The organism is Pseudomonas sp. R3.Fl, assembly GCF_023516765.1.
In the GTDB taxonomy this organism is placed as follows: Bacteria; Pseudomonadota; Gammaproteobacteria; order Pseudomonadales; family Pseudomonadaceae; genus Pseudomonas; species Pseudomonas citronellolis.
This window is the reverse complement of the sequence record NZ_JAMGSO010000001.1, coordinates 6,910,550-6,924,681: the sequence shown is the minus strand read 5'-3', so window position 1 is coordinate 6,924,681 and position 14,132 is coordinate 6,910,550. Positions and strand designations below refer to the sequence as shown.

Here is a 14,132-nt window from a genome sequence, read left to right as displayed (position 1 = left end):
TTGCCCTTCTCAGCGCGCCACCCTGCCGCGCAATCCCCAGAGCAGCAGTCCGATGGCGACGATGATCGCCAGGCCGACGCTGACGAAACCAAGGGTCACCAGCAGCTCCTGCCAGGGCTCCCCGCTATGCCCAGCGGCGGTGACGGGCGACATGGCCGCGGTGCCGAAAACCGCGGCGAGCAAGGTGAAGGCCCAATTGGCATAGGCGCCGTAGAGCAATGCGCAGAAAGTGACACCCTGCCACCTGCGCGACAGCGCCACCTCATCCCAGATCGCCCCCAGCGCCAGCAACAGCAGGCCATTGAGGATGCCCTCCAGGTGGGCCGCCAGGACCATGCGCGGATTGCTCAACTGCGCCTCGACCAGCCCGGTGAGCAGGCCGAGCAACAGCAGCAGCAAGCCGTGCCAGAGCAACCGCCGATTCACGCCAGCCATACCGGGCCCCTCCGCGATCGGGCTTTCCCTTCACTCTAGACGGCGCGGCCTAGCGCAGCGGCAACCAGCCGGGCGCGATGTTTTCGTACGGGAGCAACAGGTAGACCGCCAGATAGCAGGCGATGAAAAGACAGGCGGCGGCCACGACGAGCCATTCGAAGCGCGACATCTCTCATCCTTGAGCAGCGCAATTCCAAAGTGCCAGTATGCCACGGCGAACCATGGATGGCATCCGGCATTCACCGGCAGACAAGGAAACGAGCGACGTAGCGCCGGGCCCGGTAGAATTCCGCCGCCCCGGGAACCGGAACGGCTGCGGCCGGTCTGACACCGCCAGCGAATTCACATTGCGGATCGCCCTGCGATCCGGACGCTCCATCGACCATCCCGGGCGGCAAGCCTGCCGCCCTTCATTCCTCGAGGTTAGCAATATGCGCAAAGCACTCCCCGCCCTGGCCCTGAGCCTGCTCTTCGCCCAAGCCGCCATGGCTGGCGGCGGTACCCAGGCAGCCGTCGGCGGCGGCCTGGGTGGCGCCCTGGGCAACGTCGTCGGCCAGCAACTGGGCGGCAGCACCGGTGCCGCGATCGGCGCCGGCGTCGGCGGCGCGGCAGGTAGCGCGGCCACCGCCAAGAAAGGCAGGAAGACCAAGGCCGCCATCGGTGGCGGCCTGGGCGCCGCCGGTGGCTCGCTCATCGGCAACAAGCTCGGCGGCAGCACCGGCGCGGCCATCGGCGCCGGCCTGGGTGGCGCGGCGGGCGGCGCCCTCGGCGGCAAGAAGTAAATCCAGCGCCGCACTGGAATGCCGAAGCCCCGCGGGTGCGAACCCACGGGGCTTTTTCGTGTGCGCCGCAAGGGCAGAGCGCCTAGTCCGAAGAGACGAAGCCGTGTTCTCTCCAGTGGCCTGATTTTCTGCATCGATCCCAGTTCGACGAACGGTAGTGGATCATTTCACCCATCACCCAGGCTCGCCGGAATCATCGTTTTCCTCGTCGACTACGTACAACCTGACCTTTAGAGCGCCTTCTAGAGAGCATTGAAAGACACTTTCAAGAGTGCTAATTTCGCCCGGTCCGGGAGTTGAACAGCCATCCCGATACGATCCATTGCGGCCTGTCCGACTTCTGTCCAGACCGTAGTGCAACCCAGTTCGCCATCTTCCTGTCCCGTGCTTAGGCCGGCTACCGATGGAGAGCTGCACTGTTGATACCGCCCTCCTTCCCAATCTCGGGAGAATCTGGCGGTTCCCCACGGGGAAATGCGCGCAAGAGTGCGCAGGGAGAACTTGTAAATGCCGCATGCGCTGCTGGCCGATGTTACGGCCTCCATCACCGAGTTGAAAAAAGATCCCATGGGTACAGTGGGCGCTGGAATGGGCCACGCTGTTGCGATTCTCAACCGTAACGAACCGGTCTTCTACGCGGTTCCTGCGGACGAGTACGAGCGGATGATCGAGTTACTCGACGACATCTACCTGGGTCGCCTCGCTGATGAGCGTAAAGACGAATCCTCGGTAACGGTGTCTCTGGATGACCTCAAAAACCGGTAACAACAAACAGATCAAAGCACCTCAGCAAGACCAGGAAGACATCAAGCAGTACACGCTGAAGTTCAAAGAAACCGCGCTCAAAGAATGGGATAGGCTCAAGGGCCCGGTGAAGACTCAGTTGATCAAGAAGCTCGGCGAAAGGCTGGTCAACCCTCGCGTCGAAAAGGACAAGCTTCATGGCAGCGAAAACAAGGACCGCTATAAGATCAAGCTCTCCGCTTCCGGCTACCGGCTCGTTTATCAAGTGCATGACACCGAGATCGTGGTTGAAGTCGTAGCAGTTGGAAAGCGCGAACGCAGCGCTGTCTACAACGAATCGAAGAAGCGCTGACTCTTGAAGCGGGATTCCCTGTGCGGTTCTTGCGACATGGGAAGACAGCGATGCCCAGACAAGGCCGCACCATCGAGTACGGCCTTTTCATTCCTGCTCTTCCCTACTGGTCGTGACGCGATGATCCAGGCCTCCGCCCAATCAGGCAGCCTTTGATTGCGGAAACGATAGGCCTTTCGGCTGAAATGAAAAAAGCCCCGTAGATCAGTGATCTACGGGGCTTTTCTATTGGAGGCTGAGGTCGGAATCGAACCGGCGTTCACGGATTTGCAATCCGCTGCATAACCACTCTGCTACTCAGCCTTTTAACCTGGCAAACCGCGCTGCGGCTTGCTGCAATTCTGTTCGGCCTGGCTTTATTTCAAGCTCTAACCTATTGATTACACAGAGTTTTCATCGCCCTGCGCTTTCGATGGGCGGGATTATGGACTAATGGGACAAGGCTGGCAACACCTGAGATTAAATTTCTTCATTGCCGGCTGCCGGGGCGGAAGCGGGCCCATGAAGGCCACAAACTCGACGCAACCCCGAATAGCTGCGGCAGGCCATCCGGCACCGAGCGCCCACCCTGGCGAAGGTGGGCACTCTGCTGGAACAGGATCGAAACGGCGGCAGCTACCCTACCCGCCGCCACAGCAACCTGGCGGTTCGCGCCTCGGGGGTGCCCTCCTCCAGGCGCGCGCTGAGCGCCAGGACGTCGCCTTCCAGCTGCGCGATGCGCCGTTGGCTGCCGCCCTCCCAGTTGGGGAACAGGCTGTGGCGCACGTGGTGCAGCACCGTGTCGCCCTGCACTTCGTAGCCGCCCGCGTAGGTCAGGTAGCTGCCGTAGGCGGCGGCCTTCTCGGCGTCGCTGGCCGACCATTGCCCGCCGCTGCGGAATGGCTCGCGGTTCTTCCTGGCGACCACGCAGAACATGCCGTGCGGCCCGTATTCGATGAAGCCCTCCAGTTCCACGCCCATCGGGTGGACCACGCGGCCGTCGTCGTAGAGCTGTTCCCAGGCGAGGATTTCCCAGCGGCCGTGGATGTCTGTTGCGTTCATGCGGTCACTCCGCTGGGTTGGTGAGGAAGTCGATCAACAGGCGGGTGAAGTCCCGCGCCCGCTCGATCTGCACCCAGTGCCCGCACTCGCCGAACACGTGCAGTTGCGCATGGGGGATCAGGCGCAGCAGGCGCTCGGAGACCTCCAGCGGTATCACCCGGTCGTCGCGGCCATGGATGATCAGGGTCTGCTGGGGCAGCTCGCGCAGCGCCGCCTCGGGCACCGCGAGCATCTCCACGCCCTGCTGGCGCGGCGCGGGGAACAGCTGGGCGAAGCGCGACTGCACGTCGTCGCGGATGCTCGCCTCGTAGCGCATGCGCACCAGGTCGTCGTTGATCAGCGAATGGTCGTAGGCGAACACGCCCATCAGCTCGCCCATGGCCTGCAGCGAGGGCTGGTAGCCCCAGACCTTCTCCAGGCCCTCGGTGATGGGGAACGAGAGTCCCGCCGAGCCCATCAGCACCAGGCGCTTCACCCGCTGCGGGTGGCGCTGGGCCAGGGCCAGGGCGATGGCGCCGCCGAAGGAGTTGCCGACCACCGAGACGCTGGCGATGTCCAGGGCGTCGAGCAGGCCGGTCAGCTGCTTGACCCAGGCGTCCGGGTCCAGCCGGCGGCCGGCCGGGCACTGGGTGTAGCCGAAACCGAGCATGTCCGGGGCGATCACCCGGGCGCGCGCGGAGAGTTCGGGGATCACCCCGCGCCAGTTGGCCCAGGCGGTGACGCCCGGGCCGGAGCCGTGGATCAGCAGGATCGGCTCACCCTTGCCCTGGTCGTGGTAGTTGATGGTGCAGTCGCCGATGCGAAGGCTGTTGGCGATTTCTGGCGATGTCCGGGTAGTCATTGTCTGGCCTTTGCGGTCTGGCTGGTGGTAACGACGGGAGCACGCATGCCCTGCGCGGCCAGGCGCTTGAGAATCTGCCTGGCCTCCTCGCGCTTGTCCGGCGGCAGCCAGGTGCGGTCGTGCCCCCACAGGCTCATGCCCTGCAGTTCTTCCACCTCCCAGTCGGGGCCGATGGTGCGCCCGGCCCAGCCGAGTTCGAACATCCAGCCATCGGGGTTCTTCAGGTAGAAGGAGGTGACGTGGTCGTTGATGTGCCGGCCAAGGGTGACGCCGATGCACTCGGGGTCGGCCAGCGCCATGTCGTAAGCCCGCCCGAGGTCGTCGAAGTCGTTGTACTCCAGCATCATGTGGTAGATCTTCGCCGGCCCGCCGGTGTGGGCGATGCCCAGGGTGTGGTGGCGCGGGTTGACGTGGAGGAACTCGACGCGGAACGGCGCCCGGGCGCGGTCGCTGACCTTGAAGCCCAGCACCTCCTTGTAGAGGTGGCACATCTGCTCGAAGTGCGCGGTGATCAGCGCCACGTGGCCGATGCCCAGCTCGCCGGTGCGGAAACCGCCCAGCGGGCGCCCCGGCACGAAGGGGCTGGCGGCGTCGGCCAGGCCCCAGGCCACCTCGATGCGCACGCCGTCGGGGTCGCGGAAATGCAGCATCCCGGCGACGCCGCGCAGGGCGTTCTCCTGCGCCGTGCCGCGGGTCACCGGGTAGCCCGCCGCCGTCAACGCCCGGGCGGCCTGCTCCAGCTCCTCCGCGTCCCCGACCTCGAAGCCCATGCCCATGCTGGGTTCGCCTTCGCAGGCTTCGAGCAGCAGGCGCTGGACCTTCTGGTCGGCGCGCAGGCGCACGCAGCGCCCCGGTTCGACCACCTCCACCTGCAGGCCGATGTGTTCCGCCGCCTGCTTCTGCCAGGCCGGCAGGTTGGGTGTGCCGACTATCACGTAGCTCAGTGCCCTGATCATGCTTGCGCCTCTCCTGCGCTGGTCCATGTGTGTGTCATTCCGCCGACATCCCGCCATCGACCGAGAGGGTGGCCCCGGTGACGTAGGAGGCCTGCCCGGAAAGCAGCCACAGCAGCGCCGCGCTGACCTCCCCGGGCTGGCCGATGCGCCGCATGGGCACGCCGTCGTCGTACAGGTGGTCGTCGCCGCCGGTGACGCGGTCGAAGCTCGGCGTCTTGATCGGCCCGGGGCAGAGGGCGTTGACGCGGATGCCGCGGGTTGCGTAGTCGAGCGCCGCGGCGCGGGTGGCGCCGACGATGCCGTGCTTGGCGGCCACGTAGCCGGCGGTGCGCGGCATCGCCTTGAGGCCGAAGATCGAGGCGTTGTTGACGATGGAGCCGCCGCCGGTGCGCAGCATCGCCTCGGCTTCGAACTTCATCATGTAGAGGACGCCCTTGAGGTTGATGTCGACCACCTCGTCGAGTTCTGCCAGGGGCGTTTCGTGGATGTCGTGGAACGCGCGCTGCAGGCCGGCGTTGTTGAAGGCGCCGTCGAGCCGCCCGTAGCGTTCCACGGCCAGCGCCACCAGGGCCCGGCAGTCGGCGGGGCGGGACACGTCGGTGGCCAGGAACAGCGCCTGGCCGCCGGCCGCCGCGATCTCATCGAGCACTTCCGCCCCCGCCTGCGCATCGCGGTTGCCCAGCACCACCCGGGCCCCCGCCCTGGCGAGCGCCAGGCAGGCCTCGCGGCCGATGCCGCTGCCGCCGCCGGTCACGACTATCACCTTGTTGTCCAGATTCATGCTTGCTCCTCCAGGGAAAGCGACCGGCGTCAGGCCGGCGGGATGCGCCCGAGCACGGCTTCGAGGGCGATGCCCACGGCCAGCAGGCGGCGGTCCGAACCAAAGGGCGCGTCCAGTTCCAGGCCCACCGGCAGCCCCGTGCGCGGGCCCAGCCCGATGGGCAGCTGGATGCCCGGCAGGCCGGCGCTGGCGGCCGGCTCAGTGTTCTGGATCAGCCGCTCGAAGAACTCCGGCAGGTTGACCTGGTCGCTGGCCGGCGGCGCCACTATGGGCGTGGTGGGGAACACCAGGGCGTCCAGCCGGTACTGCTCGAAGAGGTCCTGGTAGTGCTCCTTCAGCGCCGGGCGGGCAGTGTTCCGCGCCGCCTCGTAGAGCGGCGCGACGTCCACCAGACCGCCCTCCCCCGGCGCCTTGCGCGGCAGCACCCACTGCTCGTAGATGGCGCGCACGTCCGGGCTGTGGATGTCCCGGGCCAGTTCCTCGATGGTGATGCCCGGCCCCTCGTCGCGCAGGTAGGCGACCATCGAGTCGTAGGCCTCGTGGATCACCACCGGGAAGCCGACGGCGCGATTCAGTTCCTGCAGGCGCGTCTCCGGCAGTTCGACGAGGCTCACGCCATGGCTGGAAAGCTTCGCCAGGGCGGCCTCGGCCACCTCGCGGACGTCGTCGTCCAGATGGCTCCAGAAGTCCTCGACGATGCCCAGGCGCAGCCCGTCCAGGCTCACCGGCGGCAGCGCGTATTCGTCGCTGATCAAGGCATCGAGCAGGGCGACGTCGGCCATGCACAGGGCCATGGGCCCCACGGTGTCGCGGCTGCGGGCGATGGGGATCACGCCTTCGCTGGAGTAGCGGCCGGCGCTGGGGCGCAGCGAGGAGCAGCCGTTGAGCGCGCAGGGAATGCGCATCGAGCCGCCGGTGTCGGTGCCCAGCGCCGCCAGGGCCATGCGCGCGCCCAGCGCCGCGGCGCTGCCGGAGGACGAGCCGCCGGCGATGCGCTCGCTGTCGTAGGCGTTGCGCACGCCGGGCTGGCTGCCGGTGTTGAAGGCGGCGTTGTAGCCGGTGGCGCCGAAGGCCAGCTCGTGCATGTTGGTCTTGCCCAGCAGGATCGCCCCGGCGTCGCGCAGGCGCTGCAGCGTCGGCGCGTCCTGGCGCGGGACGAAGCCGGCCAGCGCCGGCGTGCCGGCGGTGCACGGCAGGCCCGCGGCGTGGATGTTGTCCTTGACCACGATGGGGATGCCGGACAGCGGCTTCTGCCGCCGCCCCGCGCGGCGCGCGGCGTCGGCGGCCTTGGCCTCGGCCAGCGCGCCGTCGCCGTTGAGGGTGACGTAGACGTTCAGCTCGCGGCCGTCCTCGGCGCGGTCCAGGCAGGCGCAGACCAGTTCGGTGCTGCTCAGTACGCCATCGCGGAACGCCGTGACGGCTTCGGCGATGGTCAGGTCGGCAAGGGTCGGGGAGTCTTGGAAGAGTTTCATGCGGTGGCTCCGTTCAACGGCTGAACGCCTCGTCCTTGAGTCGCTCCGGACTGGGATAGGCAAGCTTGCTGTGGGCGAGGCCGAGGTCGAGCAGCACCTCGCACAGCTTGTAGGCGATGACGCCGGGGTTGAGCACCGGGACGTCCAGGTGCTGGCTGAGGAAGGCGTGGGACTGGTGCATGGTGGTGGAGCCCAGCACTATCACCTCGGCGCCGTCCTCGTGGATGGCCAGCCGGGCGGCGTCCAGCAGCTTGGCGAAGACCACCTCTTCCTTGCCCTGCAGCAGGGCCTCGGTGTCCGGGCGCACGTCGATGGAGCGCAGCGAGGCCAGCCGTGATTCGAGGCCGTACTCCCTGAGCGTCTTGCGGTACAGCGGGAACCAGCGCGGCCACATGGTCAGGACGCTGAACTTGTGGCCCAGGGCGCAGGCCAGGTGGAAGGCGCTCTGCCCCGGCGCCAGCACCGGGATCGACAGCCGGGCGCGCAGCGCGGCCAGGCCCGAGTCGCTGACGGTGTTGATGCACACGGCATCGAAACCCTCGTCCTCGGCGCGCATGCCGGCCTCGATCACCGCCAGCTCCATCAGCGCCATGTCGTAGTAGCTGTCGGCCAGGGTCGAGACGCTGCCGGCGCCGACGAAGCACACCTCGATGTCCGGGCGTTGCAACGCCGCCGGCAGCTGGGACTCGACCAGGGGCCGGGTCTGCTCGCTCAGCGGCACGGGGAAGATCATTTTCACGCGCTTGCGCATCTGCGTTCTCCCGGGCTCAGAGGCCCAGTTGCTGGCGTGGACGGGTCAGGGTGTCGATCAGCGCGTAGAGGATCTTGCGCGCGCAGGGCATCAGGTCGGGCACGTAGGTCGCGCCCATGCCGCCCAGGCCCTCGGCCACCGGCAAGGGCGCGCCCTGCGCCGGCCACGGCCAGCCGATGCGCGCGGTGGGCACGCCGTAGCGGCGCAGCGCGGCGCCGTCGGTCTGGCCGCCGAGCCAGTCGGGCGTGCCGTGCGGGCGCCGCTCGATGTGCTCCCAGCCGCGCTTGCACGACTGGACGATCCAGTTCTGCGGGTCGGTGCTGCCGCCGGGCACGGAGCCGTACATGTCCCACTCCAGTTCCAGGTCGGGGCGCCGCGCCTGCAGGTCGCGGACGAATGCGGCGAACTGCGCTTTGACGTCGCCCGGGCTGCTGCGCGGGTTGATGCGCACGTCGAAGAAGATTTCGGTGACCGCCGAGGGGAACGCCGGGCGCTCGACGTCGCCGCCGCGGATGCCGGCGATCCAGCCGTGGGGCTTGACCACCCCGGAGGTGTTGCGCTCGGCGTAGTCGATGATCCACTGCTCCAGCTCGCCGACCACCGCCGCCGCCGGCACCACCGAGCTGCGGAAGCCCGGGGTGCCGCGCGGCACCCCGGCATAGCCGAGGCTGCCGTAGACGCGCAGCTTGAACCAGGCCATGCCCGGCTCCTCGTGGTACACCCAGTTCCACGGCTTCATGATGATGGCGAAGTCCGGCGCGGCGCCGCGGTTGAGCAGGTGCAGCACACCGTTGGACATGCCCGAATGCTGGCGCGCCGAGATGTCCACCGGCATGCCGCCGTCGGCCAGCCCCAGCAGCAGGTCGCCGGTCAGCGGCACCCCGGCCTCGATCAGCGCGGTGGCCACTTCGGTCAGGGTGGCGATCATGCCCTTGGGGTTGGAGGCGCCGAGGCCGAACACCCAGTCGTCGACCTGCTGGGCCTTGGGCAGCATGTCGGCCTGGCCGGCTTCGCCGGTCAGCAGCTTCTCGGCCTCGTCGCATTCCAGGTGGGTGTCCAGCGGCGCGTACAGCATCACGCTGGCGCCGCCGCCGCTGCCGCGCAGTTCGCCCAGCACGTTGCCGCTGGTGAAGCTCATCGGCTGGTAGCGGGCGGGCATGCCGATCTGCTTCAGGTGGGCGGTCATGAACTCGCCCACGGCCCGGGCCGAGCCGGTGGGGCTGTGGATGTCGGTGATGGCGAACAGCAGGTCCTGCAGGCGCCTGGCGTCGAGCCTGGCGCAGGCCTGCTCGTACCATTTCATCTGCTCGGCGGAGAACGGCATGGAGGTGGTGGGTTGCATGCTGGCGCCCTCAGTGGCTAGCGACGAACTGTTCGCTGAAGATGTTTTCGGGGGCGACGCCCAGCTCGATCAGCCGCGCCGTGGCGGCATCGATCATCGGCTGGGGGCCGCACAGGTAGGCCACGCAGTCCGGGCCGCTCACGTCGCCCTCGCGCAGGGCGTTGACCGGGCTGCCGTGGTGCAGGCCCTCGCGCGGCTCGCGGTCCACGCAGATGCGCGCTTCCAGGCTCGGCAGCCACTGCTTGCGCAGCTCGATCTCGTCGAGGCCGAACAGCACTTCCGGGGTGGCGCAGCCGAAGCTCAGGAGCATCGGCGGCTTGCGCCCGCCGAGCTTGTGCAGGGTGTCGATCATCGACAGGATCGGCGCCAGGCCGGTGCCGCCGGCGACGAAGATGTGCGGCGCGCGGCGCTTCTCCTCGCGCAGGAAGAAGGCGCCGTAGGGGCCGCTGAGGGTCAGCACCTCGTCGGGCCTGACCTGCTCTTCCAGGTAGCTGGACATGGCGCCGCCGGGCAGCAGGCGGATGAGGAACTCCAGCTTCGGCAGGTCGGCGGGGGTGCTGGACGGCGAGTAGCTGCGCAGCACCTCGAAGCCCGGCACCTGGATCTGCATGAACTGCCCGGGGCGGAAGTCCAGGCATTCGCCCTCGGCCAGTTCCAGGCGCAGGCGCACCACGTTGCTGGCGATGCGCTCGGCCGAGTCGACGAAGGCATGCACCTCTCCGGCCGCGCCCGAGCCGACCTCGCTGCCATAGGCCAGCTCGAAGGTGCAGTCCGTTTGCGCCTGGCACAGGCACAGCAGGCGCTGGCCGGCGGCGTACTCGCTGGCCAGCAGGGTGGAGCTGGCGCCGGGGCGGGTGACCGCCTCGCCGTCGGCGAGGTGGGCGATGCAGCTGGAGCAGCTGCCGGAACGGCACTGGTACAGCAGCGGCACCTGCGCCTCCAGGGCGGCGTCGAGGATGCTGGCGTCGGCCGCGACGCTGAAGCTGCGGCTGACGCCGTCGGAGAAGTTCACGGTGACTTGGTGTGTCTGGTCTTTCATGAGTGGGGTCCCACGGGATACGTCGATGGTGCGGTGGCCCGGCGCGCCGGCGGCGGTCCGGCCCGCCGGCTCAGTCCTTGTGGAAGAGCGCCAGCTTGTTGCCGTCCGGATCGCGGAAATAGGCCATGTAGAAACCCGGGAAGCGCTCGCCGGGCCGTCCTTCGTCGCTGCCGCCCAGCGCCAGGGCCAGGGCGTGCAGTTGCTCCACCCGCTCGCGGGAACCGGCCGCCAGGGCGACCATGTTGCCGTTGCCCGGCTGCGCGGCCTGTTCGTCATAGGGCGTGCAGACGCCCAGCATCGGCTGTTCCGGGGCCCGCCCGTAGAGGCTCAGGCGCGGGGACTCCAGCAGCGCGGTGGCGCCCATGGCGCCGAGGAAGGCGCCGTAGAAGGCGCGGGCGCGTTCCAGGTGGTTGCTGCCCAACAGCGTGTATCCAATCATTGCAAGGCCTCCGGAGCAGGCAGGGCGTCTTTCGTTGTCATGGCCCGATCATAGGAACCGGGGGTGGCGCCCACACTCCAATGGGTTCCCCGGTTATCCCGCCAGCGCAAATAAACCCAGCGCCGCAGGAGGAGAAACGGCGGCCCCTCCCGGGCCGCCGTGCGGGCCCGCTAGGCGCTCTGCGCGCGGGCCAGGTCCTGGTAGCGGCCGCGGTGGAACAGCAGCGGCCGCATGTCCGGCTCGGGCGCTGCCATGCGCAGCACGCGGCCGACCAGGATCAGGTGGTCGCCGCCGTCGTAGCGGTGCTCGGTGGAGCACTCGAACACCGTCAGGCAGCCCGGCAGCAAGGGCACGCCACCCACGCCGGCGCCGACCTCCAGGCCGGCGAACTTGTCCGTCGAGGCCTGGGCGAAGCGGTCGGACAGCGCCCGCTGCCCCTCCCCCAGCACGTGCACGGCGAAGTGCTCGGAACCGGCGAACGCGGGGTAGCTGTAGGCGGACTTGCCGATGCTCCACAGCACCAGCGGCGGCTCCAGCGAAACGGCGTTGAAGCTGTTCGCCGTGACGCCGATGGGCCAGCTCTCGCCGTCCAGGGTGGTGACGATGGTGACGCCGGTGGCGAACTGGCCGAGGGCCTGGCGCAGTTGGGCTCTTTCGATCATGGCAATGCCTCCGCTCAGAACGCCACGCCGTAGCTCAGGGACAGCCAGTGCTGGCCCATGTACGGCGAGGTGACCGCATCCGGGCCGGCGCCCTCGCCTTCCACCTTGTCCTTGAAGGAACGGGCGTAGGCCAGGGACAGTTCGTGGCCGCCGGTGAAGCGGTAGGTGCCGCCGAAGGTCACGTGCCTGTGGTTGGCGGCCGGGGCCAGGATGCCCAGGTAGGTGTCGTGGCCATCGAGCAGCTGGTTGGCGTCGTTGTAGCCGGCCCGCAGCGTCAGCCTCTCGTTCAGGTCCCAGGCCGCGCCCACCCGCCAGATGCGCTGGTCGCGCCAGCCGAAGCCGGGCCCGTCGGAGTCCCCGGGCGCGCCCGTGGCGCGGCTCACGCCGGGATTGCCGAGGGACCTGACGTCGCTCCAGTAGACCTTCTGCATGTCCGCGGCGAGGGTCAGCGGGCCATGCTTCCAGGCCACGCCCAGGGCCCAGTTGGACGGCATGTCGAGGTCGCCGCCATCGGCCAGCAGCTTGTCGAAGCGGTGCATCTTCGACATGTAGCCGCGGGTGGCGTAGCTGGCGCCGAGGCTCCATTCGGGCGTCAGCTGGCCGATCCAGCCCAGCCGCAGGCCGGCGCCATAGGACTCGTCGCGCCCCTGGGGCAGGCCGATGCTGGCGGTGCCGTCGATGTCCAGCACCTGGCGCAGCAGCATCAGGCCCACGCCGACGCTGTGCTGCTCGTTGAGCTTGCGCGCGTAGCTGGCGGTGGCGACCATCTGCTGGAACTGCGAACCGGGGTTGCGCAGCCCGCCGAAGTCGGCGTCGCGGGCGTAGGCGGTTCCCACGCCGTTGCCGACCACCGAGATGCCCAGGCTGCTGACGTCGTCGAGCATCTTGTTGGCGCCGAACTGCGGGATCACGTACAGGTCCCGGTCCTTGGAGCCGCTGATCGTGTTGCCGGCGAACTCGGCGCCGTTGTCGGCCTTGAGGAAGGCGGCGCCGACGTCCAGGCGGTCGCCGACCGCGACCATCCCGGCCGGGTTGGAGGCGCCGACCAGCGAGTCCTGCGGCAGGGCGATGACCACCCCGCCCATGCCCTCGGACTTGACGCCGTAGCCATGCGGGAAGGTGCCCTGGGTGGCCCAGGCGGCCTGCAGCGGCAGCAGGCAGGCGACGAGCGCGCCGGCGCGGCCTGACAACAGCGCTTTGTTGTGCGGTACGGGCATGGCGGTCACCCTCGCGCGGCGCTGAAGGAGGCGATGAAGCGCTCGGCCTCGGCGCTGTCGTAGTACCAGGGCACCAGGCTCTTCGGGTCGTCGAAGGCATTGGCCACGGCGGCGGCCAGCGCCGGGTCGGCGGCACAGGCGGTGAACACCTTGAGCACCGATTCCGGCGGCGGCAGCAGGTGGGTGTTGGTGAAGCGCGCGACCCACTGGGCGTAGTCCCAGTAGCGTTCGAAGGTGGCGTTCTTCCAGGCGTCGTCGAAGGGCGCCTGCCCCTGTTCGAGAATGGCGTCCAGGTAGACGCGGGCGCACTTGCTGGCGTTGTTCGAGCCCTGCCCGGTGATGGGGTCGTTGAGCACCAGCACGTCGGCCATGCCCAGCACGGTGCGCCCGGACGGCAGGTAGCCGATGGGCTTGCGCACGGTGGGCGTGACGCGCCCGACCAGGATGCCGAGGTCGTCGGTCAGCCGCAGGTTGCGGCAGCGCGGGGCCTCCCAGGGGAAGAAGCGCTCGATCAGCTCCACGGCCAGCGCCAGGTGTTCCGCCGGCGTGCTGACTTCCGCCCAGCGGTCCATCGGGCCGCCCTCGATGCATTCGAGGTTGATGATGTCCCCTGCCCCGCTCAAGGTCAGGCAGGGGAAGTTGACGTATTCGCCGATGCCGGGGTTGATGCTGATGTTCAGCGCGCTGTAGTCCTCGCGGGGCAGCATGCCGTGCACGTAGGTCAGCGAGATGGTGCGCATGGGGCGGTCGAAGGTGCTGCGCTCGGCGTCGCGCTCGAACAGCTTGCCGATCTCGCCCTTGCCGCTGGCGACTATCACCAGGTCGGAGGCGGCGGCGTAGCGCTCCAGGTCCTCCAGCCCCGCCTCCTCGATCAGCAGCCGGCCGCCCAGGCGCTCGAACTCGTGCATCCAGCGCGGCATCTTGATCCGCTGGTCGACCGACTGGCCGGGAGCCCTCATCGGCGCGCGCCAGTCGACCATCAGGCCCTCGGCGTTGCCGGCGCGCATGTGCACGCCCACGGTGGGCGGACAGCTGTCATCCCAGAAGGCCAGGCCCAGCTCGCGTTCGAAGCCCAGGGCCATGTCGTACATCGACTGGCTGGACAGCACGCGGCCGGCGGCGATGTCCGCGGCGCTGCGGTTGGAGACCAGGGTGACGTCATGGCCTTGCTTGAGCAGGCCGATGCCCAGTTGCAGCCCGGCCTGTCCGGCACCGACGATAGTTATTCTTCTCATGCGGTCCTACTCCATCATCAAGTTTGGCGGTGGCTGCGGGTGC

At 68.5% G+C, this 14,132-nt stretch carries 16 protein-coding genes and 1 tRNA gene; 3 read left to right on the top strand and 14 right to left on the bottom strand.

Going from position 1 to position 14,132, the window contains the following annotated elements:
- Positions 1-9 precede the first annotated feature (9 nt).
- Complete coding sequence (locus tag M8R19_RS30570; RefSeq protein WP_074979636.1) at positions 10-435, bottom strand: styrene oxide isomerase; 426 nt, start codon at positions 433-435, stop codon at positions 10-12.
- 431 nt (positions 436-866) lie between these two features.
- Between M8R19_RS30570 and M8R19_RS30565 the strand changes: the two genes are divergently transcribed.
- The 3 genes from M8R19_RS30565 (at position 867) to M8R19_RS30555 (ending at position 2,313) form a co-directional block, all read left to right on the top strand.
- Positions 867-1,217, top strand: a complete 351-nt coding sequence (locus M8R19_RS30565) for a hypothetical protein (protein WP_009619928.1) — start codon at positions 867-869, stop codon at positions 1,215-1,217.
- A 507-nt stretch (positions 1,218-1,724) separates the two neighbouring features.
- Positions 1,725-1,982: a type II toxin-antitoxin system Phd/YefM family antitoxin gene (locus M8R19_RS30560; RefSeq protein ID WP_074979635.1), complete on the top strand. Its 258-nt coding sequence runs from the start codon at positions 1,725-1,727 to the stop codon at positions 1,980-1,982.
- Positions 1,963-2,313 carry a type II toxin-antitoxin system RelE family toxin gene (locus M8R19_RS30555; protein WP_116425311.1) on the top strand — a complete coding sequence of 117 codons (351 nt, stop codon included), beginning with the start codon at positions 1,963-1,965 and terminating at the stop codon, positions 2,311-2,313. Before M8R19_RS30560 ends, M8R19_RS30555 begins: the two co-directional genes overlap by 20 nt.
- A gap of 229 nt (positions 2,314-2,542) precedes the next feature.
- Here the strand turns inward: M8R19_RS30555 and M8R19_RS30550 are convergent.
- From M8R19_RS30550 to M8R19_RS30490, 13 genes are all read right to left on the bottom strand, one after another.
- Positions 2,543-2,616 (bottom strand) — tRNA-Cys (locus M8R19_RS30550).
- A 312-nt stretch (positions 2,617-2,928) separates the two neighbouring features.
- Positions 2,929-3,354, bottom strand: a complete 426-nt coding sequence (locus M8R19_RS30545) for a lipocalin-like domain-containing protein (protein WP_009619921.1) — start codon at positions 3,352-3,354, stop codon at positions 2,929-2,931.
- A 4-nt stretch (positions 3,355-3,358) separates the two neighbouring features.
- Complete coding sequence (locus M8R19_RS30540; RefSeq protein WP_249919839.1) at positions 3,359-4,195, bottom strand: alpha/beta fold hydrolase; 837 nt, start codon at positions 4,193-4,195, stop codon at positions 3,359-3,361.
- On the bottom strand, positions 4,192-5,151 hold the full coding sequence (locus tag M8R19_RS30535) for a VOC family protein (RefSeq protein ID WP_249919838.1): 960 nt from the start codon (positions 5,149-5,151) through the stop codon (positions 4,192-4,194). The genes M8R19_RS30540 and M8R19_RS30535 overlap by 4 nt, the downstream gene beginning before the upstream one ends.
- 34 nt (positions 5,152-5,185) lie before the next feature.
- Positions 5,186-5,932, bottom strand: coding sequence for an SDR family NAD(P)-dependent oxidoreductase (locus M8R19_RS30530; RefSeq protein ID WP_249919837.1), 747 nt, complete (start codon positions 5,930-5,932; stop codon positions 5,186-5,188).
- A gap of 29 nt (positions 5,933-5,961) precedes the next feature.
- Positions 5,962-7,404 (bottom strand): indoleacetamide hydrolase, encoded by a 1,443-nt coding sequence (gene iaaH, locus M8R19_RS30525; protein ID WP_249919836.1) that lies wholly within the window; start codon positions 7,402-7,404, stop codon positions 5,962-5,964.
- 13 nt (positions 7,405-7,417) lie between these two features.
- Complete coding sequence (locus M8R19_RS30520) at positions 7,418-8,155, bottom strand: aspartate/glutamate racemase family protein (RefSeq protein ID WP_249919835.1); 738 nt, start codon at positions 8,153-8,155, stop codon at positions 7,418-7,420.
- 16 nt (positions 8,156-8,171) lie between these two features.
- Positions 8,172-9,497, bottom strand: a complete 1,326-nt coding sequence (locus M8R19_RS30515) for a M20 family metallopeptidase (protein ID WP_009619915.1) — start codon at positions 9,495-9,497, stop codon at positions 8,172-8,174.
- A gap of 10 nt (positions 9,498-9,507) precedes the next feature.
- A complete protein-coding gene (locus M8R19_RS30510) occupies positions 9,508-10,536 on the bottom strand; it encodes a ring-hydroxylating dioxygenase ferredoxin reductase family protein (protein ID WP_249919834.1) in 1,029 nt (342 codons plus the stop codon).
- Between the two features lie 70 nt (positions 10,537-10,606).
- Positions 10,607-10,975, bottom strand: coding sequence for a VOC family protein (locus M8R19_RS30505; RefSeq protein ID WP_249919833.1), 369 nt, complete (start codon positions 10,973-10,975; stop codon positions 10,607-10,609).
- A 170-nt stretch (positions 10,976-11,145) separates the two neighbouring features.
- On the bottom strand, positions 11,146-11,637 hold the full coding sequence (locus M8R19_RS30500) for a flavin reductase family protein (RefSeq protein WP_074979621.1): 492 nt from the start codon (positions 11,635-11,637) through the stop codon (positions 11,146-11,148).
- A gap of 14 nt (positions 11,638-11,651) precedes the next feature.
- Complete coding sequence (locus M8R19_RS30495; RefSeq protein WP_249919832.1) at positions 11,652-12,854, bottom strand: OmpP1/FadL family transporter; 1,203 nt, start codon at positions 12,852-12,854, stop codon at positions 11,652-11,654.
- A 5-nt stretch (positions 12,855-12,859) separates the two neighbouring features.
- Positions 12,860-14,089, bottom strand: a complete 1,230-nt coding sequence (locus tag M8R19_RS30490; RefSeq protein ID WP_249919831.1) for a styrene monooxygenase/indole monooxygenase family protein — start codon at positions 14,087-14,089, stop codon at positions 12,860-12,862.
- Between the last annotated feature and the right edge of the window lie 43 nt (positions 14,090-14,132).

Excerpts from the sequence above, each read along its gene's own strand:
- M8R19_RS30490 (WP_249919831.1), bottom strand. The coding sequence starts at position 14,089 with ATGAGAAGAATAACTATCGTCGGTGCCGGACAGGCCGGGCTGCAACTG.
- M8R19_RS30570 (WP_074979636.1), bottom strand. The coding sequence starts at position 435 with ATGGCTGGCGTGAATCGGCGGTTGCTCTGGCACGGCTTGCTGCTGCTG.
- M8R19_RS30510 (WP_249919834.1), bottom strand. The coding sequence starts at position 10,536 with ATGAAAGACCAGACACACCAAGTCACCGTGAACTTCTCCGACGGCGTC.
- M8R19_RS30540 (WP_249919839.1), bottom strand. The coding sequence starts at position 4,195 with ATGACTACCCGGACATCGCCAGAAATCGCCAACAGCCTTCGCATCGGC.
- M8R19_RS30530 (WP_249919837.1), bottom strand. The coding sequence starts at position 5,932 with ATGAATCTGGACAACAAGGTGATAGTCGTGACCGGCGGCGGCAGCGGC.
- M8R19_RS30515 (WP_009619915.1), bottom strand. The coding sequence starts at position 9,497 with ATGCAACCCACCACCTCCATGCCGTTCTCCGCCGAGCAGATGAAATGG.
- M8R19_RS30555 (WP_116425311.1), top strand. The coding sequence starts at position 1,963 with ATGACCTCAAAAACCGGTAACAACAAACAGATCAAAGCACCTCAGCAA.
- M8R19_RS30560 (WP_074979635.1), top strand. The coding sequence starts at position 1,725 with ATGCCGCATGCGCTGCTGGCCGATGTTACGGCCTCCATCACCGAGTTG.
- M8R19_RS30535 (WP_249919838.1), bottom strand. The coding sequence starts at position 5,151 with ATGATCAGGGCACTGAGCTACGTGATAGTCGGCACACCCAACCTGCCG.
- iaaH (WP_249919836.1), bottom strand. The coding sequence starts at position 7,404 with ATGAAACTCTTCCAAGACTCCCCGACCCTTGCCGACCTGACCATCGCC.
- M8R19_RS30545 (WP_009619921.1), bottom strand. The coding sequence starts at position 3,354 with ATGAACGCAACAGACATCCACGGCCGCTGGGAAATCCTCGCCTGGGAA.
- M8R19_RS30520 (WP_249919835.1), bottom strand. The coding sequence starts at position 8,155 with ATGCGCAAGCGCGTGAAAATGATCTTCCCCGTGCCGCTGAGCGAGCAG.
- M8R19_RS30495 (WP_249919832.1), bottom strand. The coding sequence starts at position 12,854 with ATGCCCGTACCGCACAACAAAGCGCTGTTGTCAGGCCGCGCCGGCGCG.
- M8R19_RS30505 (WP_249919833.1), bottom strand. The coding sequence starts at position 10,975 with ATGATTGGATACACGCTGTTGGGCAGCAACCACCTGGAACGCGCCCGC.
- M8R19_RS30565 (WP_009619928.1), top strand. The coding sequence starts at position 867 with ATGCGCAAAGCACTCCCCGCCCTGGCCCTGAGCCTGCTCTTCGCCCAA.
- M8R19_RS30500 (WP_074979621.1), bottom strand. The coding sequence starts at position 11,637 with ATGATCGAAAGAGCCCAACTGCGCCAGGCCCTCGGCCAGTTCGCCACC.